The sequence below is a fragment of the Azohydromonas lata NBRC 102462 genome (assembly GCF_001571085.1).
Classification (GTDB): domain Bacteria; phylum Pseudomonadota; class Gammaproteobacteria; order Burkholderiales; family Burkholderiaceae_C; genus Azohydromonas; species Azohydromonas lata.
This window is the reverse complement of sequence record NZ_BCTC01000025.1, coordinates 60,796-67,631: the sequence shown is the minus strand read 5'-3', so window position 1 is coordinate 67,631 and position 6,836 is coordinate 60,796. Positions and strand designations below refer to the sequence as shown.

The window sequence follows — 6,836 nt, the reverse complement described above, 5'->3', positions numbered from 1 at the left end:
CGGTGGCCGACGTGCGCATCGGCGGCGACGTCGTGGTGCACGCCAACGGCAACACCGGCGCCAGCGCCTCGGTGAGCCAGCTCTACGCCGACGCCAACGGCACCGGCGCACAGGCGCGGGTGGTGATCGGCGGCGAAGGCGGCGGCAACGTCGTCATGCACGCCGAGGCCGCCAACGGCTCGGCCAGCATCTCGGTGGAATACGTGTATGCCGCTGCGGACGGCGCCAATGCACAGGCGGTGGTGGACATCACGCGCGACCTGCGGCTCACGGCCGAAGGCAGCCAGGCCTCGGCCGAGGTGAGCTCCGTCTATGCCCAGGCCAACAACGGCGCCCAGGCCGAGCTGCACATCGGCGGCAACCTGGCGTTGACGGCCCAAGCCGACAACGGCGCCACGGCCTCGCTGAGCAGCGTGTATGCCCAAGCGGGCACCGGTTCGCAAGCGCGGCTGACCATAGGCGGCGCCCTCAGCGTGACGGCCCAGGGCGGCAGCAGCGCCTCAGCCGGGATCAGCAGCGTGTACGCCAACGCCAGTGGCGACGGCGCGCTGGCGCAGGTCGACATCGGCCTCGGCGTGGCCGTGCAGGCTCTGGCGGGCACGGGCTCGGCCAGCGCCTCGCTGTCCGGCATCATGGCCGAGGCCGGCGGGGCACTGGCCACGGCCCAGGTCAGCATCGACAACGGCGTGGTCGTCGTGGCCCAAGGCCACAACGCGAACGCGGGGCTGAGCACCGTCTCGGCCACGGCCTCGGGCTTGGACTCCTTCGCCCAGGTCGAGATCAACGGCGGCGTGGCGGTCCAGGCCCATGCCATGGGCGGCGATGCCTACGCGTCCATGAGCGGCCTCACCGCCGAGGCCACCGGCGTGGGCTCCACGGCGCGCGTGGACATCAACGGCAACTATGCCGCGCTGGCCACCGTGGACGACGCCCAGGGCGTCCTCAACGACGCCGTGCGGGTGTCGGCCAGCGCCGGCTCCGTGAGCGTGTACGCCAACGCGGCCAACGCCGATGCCCAGGTGAGCATCAGCGGCGACATGTCGGCCCAGGCCCTGGCCTGGGGCAAGTCTTACGTGTCGGCCAGTGCCGCCATCGAGGAGATGGGCGTGTCGGCGCAGGGCGTATCCTCCAACGCCAGGTTCAGCATAGGCGGCGACCTGCGCGTGGTGGCCACCGTCTACGGCAGCAACAATGGGCTCATCGAGCCCAACCACCTGCGTGCCGAAGCGTCCGTGTACTCGATCAGCGTGGAGGCCAACGCCGACCACGCGAACGCGTCGCTGGACATCGGCGGCAGCATCGAGGTGCGCGCGCAGACCAGCGGCGACGACGCCTACGCCGAGGCCTCGATGTCCTCGGTCAGCGTCTCCGCCGACGGCGTGGGCGCGCAAGCGCAGCTCACCATCGGTGACGGCGCCAACGTGTGGGCCGATGCCGGCATGGGCGCGCGCGGGCACGCCGAAGCCTCGTTCAGCGGCTTCAGTGCCGACGCGCGGCAGGAAGGCGCCAAAGCGACGATCACCATCAACGGCGACCTCGTGGCCGGCGCGCGTGCCAACGGCGCAGATGCCGTTGCCAGCGCCAGCTTCAGCAGCCTGTACGCCTGGGCCAGCGACGGCGCCCTGGCCAACATCACGGTGAGCGGCAGCCTGGAGACCTCGGCCGTTGCCGGCGGCGCCAACGCCTACGCCGACGCCTCGGCCGACGGTCTGTATGCACACGGCAACGTGTCGGCCACGGCGGACGTGACCCTGATGGGCCACCTGGGCGTGTTTGCCATGGGCACCGGCATCGACAGCGACGCCGAGGCGACGCTGCGGCAATTGAGCGCCGATGCTTATGGCGGCAACGTCGCGGCGAGCGTGCACACGGGCGGCGCCATCGACGTGCAGGCCATCGCCGCCGGCAACGCCGAGGCCTCGTTCTGGCAGGTCGACGCCTCGGCCAGCGGCACCCAAGGCCAGGCGCAGGTCGAAGTCGCCGGCGACGTGACGGTGGTGGCCTCGGGGCAGAACGCCACGGCGGAGCTGCAAGGCCATTGGATGTACTGGATAGACAACGCCATCAACCACGCCGAGGCGGGCCTGCAGGCCCACACCAACGGCACGGGCGCGCAGTCGCAAGTGTCCATGGACGGCAATGTCAACGTCGTGGCCACGGGTGCGGACAGCGCCGCGGCGACCTTCGGTGGCATCAGCGCCGAGGCCCTCGACGGCGGCCTGGCGCAGGTGTCGGTGGCGGGCGACCTGACCATCAACGCCCTGGCCGGCCTTGGCGGTACCGCCAACGCCGTGCTGGGCCAGTACAGCCAGTACTGGAGCAATGCCCACGGCTACGTGCAGCGCGATCACAACGGCCTGATGGTCAGCGCGGGCGGCAACGTGCAAGCCTACGCCGACATCGGCGACGACGTGCTGGTGAACGCCAGCGGTCCCGACGGCGCCACGGCTGCGCTGTACGGCGCCACGGTGCAGGCCGACGCCGGCAACGTGCATGGCGCCTTCTCCAGCCCCGCGCACGTGTACGGCGATGCCGGATTGCACATCGGTGGCGACCTGAGCGTGACGGCCAGCGGCGTCAACGGCGACGCGGCGGCCAGCCTGTACCGCATGCAGTCCGAGGTGGACCCCGGCGACTCGAACGTCTTCGTCCACAGCGACACCACGCTCCAGGTGGACGGCAACGTGACCGTGAGCGCCTCCGGTGCTGGCGACGCCGACGTGTTCGGCGGCATCTACTCGGCCAGCGGCCATGGCGCGGCGCTGAGCTTCGGCACCGTGGACGGCAGCAACGTGCACCTGGGCGGCGATGCGACCTTCTCGGCCCAGGGCGGCGGCAACGTGAGCGTGCAGGCGGGCTTCTTCGCCGACGACGGCGGCAACGTCTCGGTGCACGACGTTTCGGTGGCGGCCAACTCCAGCGGCGACGGCGACCTGATGTTCCTGGCCGGTGCCTACGACGGCGGCAGCCTGCACATGGACAGCCTGGACGTCTCGCTCGCCAGCGGCGGCGCCGGCTCCGGCACGGTGATCCTGGGGGCCGACAGCAGCGCCAACGTCCACGCGGGCAGCGATGCCTGGGGCAATGCCGCCGACGGTACCCTTGACATCGACGCGCTGCGCCTGATGGCGCTGACCGACGACGACAGCCTGAACGTGTGGGTGGACCACATGGACTGGGAAGCCGGCCGCACCGCGACGCTGTACGGCCAGGGCGACATCAGCATGGCCCAAGGCGGCGGCGACGACGGCCTGCATGGCGGCGGCTTCGCGGTGATCGATGCCAGCAACTTCAACGGCCACCTGGCCTTCTCTGAAGTGCTCGACGGCGACGCCGACATCGCAGCCACGGGCCTGTCCAGCCTGAACCACTACACGTTCATCAAGGGCTTCGACGTGGCCAAGGACACGGTGGGCTTCGGCAACCTGCAGGTCGACGCGGGCAGTTGGCACGACGTCGTGGGCAGCCGCGACACCGACGGCCTGGCCGCCGATGTCGCGGGCAGCGCGTATGCCATCACCTCGTCGGAGTTCGCCAGCGCGGGCGCGGCCAGCAGCGAAGCGGCGCTGTTCGCGGCGCTGAACCTGGCGCTGGACGGCGACACGGACGTGGCCTACGCCAAGTACACCGGCAACGTTTCGCTCGCGGGCCTGGCCGGCACCGCCGACGACGCGCAGCACGACCTGTACGCGGTGGCCTACGACGTGGACGGCACGGGCATCACCTCGGTGATCCTGGTCCAGGTTGCCGATGGGGCCAACTTCGACGGCAACGTCGTGATTGGGCACAGTGCGGGCGCTTGAGTCTGAACGAGGCAAGCACATGGACGAACGAGCTCCTTCCAACCCTTCCGCCGGCGGCGACGCCGCGGCACTGCAGAAGGCCTACCCCGGCCTGAGCGCGGAGCTGGCGCAGGCGCTGGCGCGCGCGGAAGGCTCGCGCAAGCAGGGGCTGTTCCCGGTGGCGCGCCAGCAGCTGGAGGTGCTGCTCAAGCAGCACCCCAACCTGCCGGTGCTGCGCCGCGAGCAGATCCTGCTGCACCTGGCCGCCGAGGAGCACGAGCGGGCCGAGCCGCTGCTGCTGGCGGAGGCACAGCGCGTGCCCGGCGACCGCTGGGTGTGGATGACGCTGGGGCTGGTGCGCTTCCACAGCGGCAACCGCCCCGGCGAAACCGAGGCGCTGATGCGTGCGCTGGCCCTCAAGGCCGAGGAGACGCCGGCACGGCGGCTGTTCGAGCTGCAGCGCGACGAGGGCGACATGCGCGGCGCGCTCGACACGGTGGTGCTGCTGCGGCGCATCCGCGACACCGACGAGCTGGCCGTGGCGCACTGCAAGCTGCTGGTGCGCGTGGACCGGCCCGCGGAGGCGATGGCGCTGTGCGAGCAGCTCATGCAGCGCTCGCCGGTGCTGGCCGGCGCCGTCGAGCAGTGGACATCGCTGCAGATGTCGCAGTTCAACGGCCCGGAGCAGGTGCTCGCCACCATGGGCGCGTTCCTGGCCCAGGGGCGCGAGGAGCCGCCGTTCCTCATCGCCTACAGCCGCGCCTGCCACCGCATGGAGCGCAACGCCGAGGCCATCGAGGCGCTGCAAAAGGCGCTGGCACGCGAGTCCGGCCGCCAGCAGTGGTGGTACGACCTGGCGGTGCTGCAGCGCCAGATGGGGCAGATCGCCGAGTCGCAGGCCAGCTTCGAGCAGGTCATGGCGCTGGACCCGCTGGACCCGACCACGCTGCGCGTGCACGGCGTGGAGCACAAGTACGCCTACGGCGATACGGCGCTGCGCCACATCAACCAGGCGCTGGCCTCGATGGAGGCCTATGCCAAGGAGCGCCAGGTCGAGCTGCACTACGCGGCGGCCAAGGCCTACGAGGACGTGGGCGAGCTCGACGCGGCCTTCGACCACTACCGCATCGGCGGCGCCAAGCAAACGGCCCTCACGCCCTACCGCCACGCCGCGGCCAGCGGGCTGCTGCGCACGCTGCGCATCGGCATGCGGCCGCAGACCTACGCCTCGTTCCAGGAGCCCGGCGACCCCAGCCGCAAGCCGGTGTTCGTGCTGGGCATGCCGCGCTCGGGCACGACGCTGGCCGAGCAGATCATCGCCAGCCACCCGCAGGCGGTGGGCGCGGGCGAGCTCAAGCTGCTGCACCGCGTGCTCGACGGCATCTCCGTCAACGGCAACCGCATCCAGACCAGCGGCGACGCCGGCGTGATCCCCACCTACATCCCCGGCGTGGACCTGAACTGCGCCACGCTGCGCTTTCGCGAGCGCGGCGAGCGCTACGTGCAGGCCATCTCGGTGCTGGCCGAGGCCGCAGGCCGCGGCGACGCGCAGCGCGTGGTGGACAAGATGCCGGGCAACTACTTCTGGACCGGCATGATCCCCTTCGTGCTGCCCGGGGCGCGCATCATCCACACGCGGCGCCATCCCATGGATTGTTGCCTCTCCAACTACCGCATCTTCTTCCCCGACGGGATGCCCTGGAGCTACGACCTGCGCAACCTGGGCAAGTGCTACCGCGCCTACCACGAGCACATGCAGCACTGGGAGTCCAACATGCCCCCGGGTATGCTGATGTCGGTGGTGTACGAGGAGGTCGTGGCCGACCTCGAAGCCTCGGCGAGGCGCATCATCGACCACATCGGCCTGCCCTGGGACGACGCCTGCCTGCGCTTCTACGAGACCGAGCGTCCCGTGAAGACGGCCAGCCTCAGCCAGGTGCGCCAGCCCATCTACAACTCGTCGGTGGGCCGCTGGCGCAAGTACGAGAAGTACCTCAAGCCGCTGCTGGCCGAGATCGGCCCCATCGTCGAATCCTACGAAGCCGAGCTGCAGCGGCTGAGCCAGGCCCGCCAGGCCGCGCCAGGCGCGGCCACGTCCTGAAACACCCCCACACAGTCATTCCCAGTGCCGCCCAAACCATAGCGCACGCATCCGAGACGACAACATGACCAAGCTTTTCCGCTTCTCCACCGGCCCGCTGGCCCTGTCCCTTGTGGCGCTGCTCGGCGGCTGCGCCTCCGTGCCGATGATGGCTGAGAAGCCCGACGCCACGCCGCCCAAGCTGGTGCAGACCGACAAGAAGGACCCCGAGACGGGACGCGCGCTGCTGGACTGGGACCGCCCGGGCGCCTTCGGCAAGGTCGCCGGCGACCTCAAGGCCGTGGGCGACGGCGCCTGCATGGCCGCCCGCGTGGACCTGGAGGCCTTGGGCTACCACCCCGACGCCCGCAACGACAAGGGCGAGGCCATGCCTGGCGGCGGCTTCTACTGCTATCCCAAGCCCAATGGCGACAAGCCCGATGCCGTGGCGCCGCGCCTGGTACCTGCGGCCAGCAAGGGGGCTGACGGCAAGCAGGTGCTGGCCTGGGATCGACCCGGCGCGTTCGGCAAGGTGCCCGAAGCGCTGCAGGCCAAGGGCGACGTGGCGTGCATGCTCGCGAGCATCGAGCTGGAGGCCATCGCCTACCATCCCACTGCCGCGGGCCCGGACGGCGAGCCGTTGCCCGGTGGCGGCTTTTACTGCTTCCGCAAAAAGGTGGGAGACAAGCCCGCCGAAACGGCGCCCCACCTGACCCGATCGAACGGCGGGCTGGCCTGGGATCGCCCGGCAGCCTTTGGTGCCGTGCCGCAGGCGCTGCAGCCGCGTGGCGACGCGGTGTGCGCCAATGTCGGCCGCACGTACCACGCCATCGGCTATCACCCGCAGGCGCTGGACGAAAAGGGCCAACCCATCCCGGGCGGCGGCTACTTCTGTGCCATCAAGCCCAACGTCTCGCGCGTCGCGCGGGCCTGACCAGGCCTGAGAGCGTGGCTGCACGGTAGAGACCGGCGTG

The 6,836-nt window shown here is 70.7% G+C and carries 3 protein-coding genes; all 3 read left to right on the top strand.

Annotation, left to right across the window (positions count from 1 at the left end):
• The coding region (locus ALA01S_RS33935; protein WP_169805904.1) for a beta strand repeat-containing protein at nt 1-3,803 on the top strand (3,803 nt) is incomplete at its 5' end.
• Between the two features lie 19 nt (nt 3,804-3,822).
• Nucleotides 3,823-5,883, top strand: coding sequence for a tetratricopeptide repeat-containing sulfotransferase family protein (locus ALA01S_RS11550; protein ID WP_066336227.1), 2,061 nt, complete (start codon nt 3,823-3,825; stop codon nt 5,881-5,883).
• A gap of 64 nt (nt 5,884-5,947) precedes the next feature.
• Nucleotides 5,948-6,796 (top strand): hypothetical protein, encoded by an 849-nt coding sequence (locus tag ALA01S_RS11545; protein ID WP_066336225.1) that lies wholly within the window; start codon nt 5,948-5,950, stop codon nt 6,794-6,796.
• Nucleotides 6,797-6,836 lie beyond the last annotated feature (40 nt).

Excerpts from the sequence above, each read along its gene's own strand:
- ALA01S_RS11550 (WP_066336227.1), top strand. The coding sequence starts at position 3,823 with ATGGACGAACGAGCTCCTTCCAACCCTTCCGCCGGCGGCGACGCCGCG.
- ALA01S_RS11545 (WP_066336225.1), top strand. The coding sequence starts at position 5,948 with ATGACCAAGCTTTTCCGCTTCTCCACCGGCCCGCTGGCCCTGTCCCTT.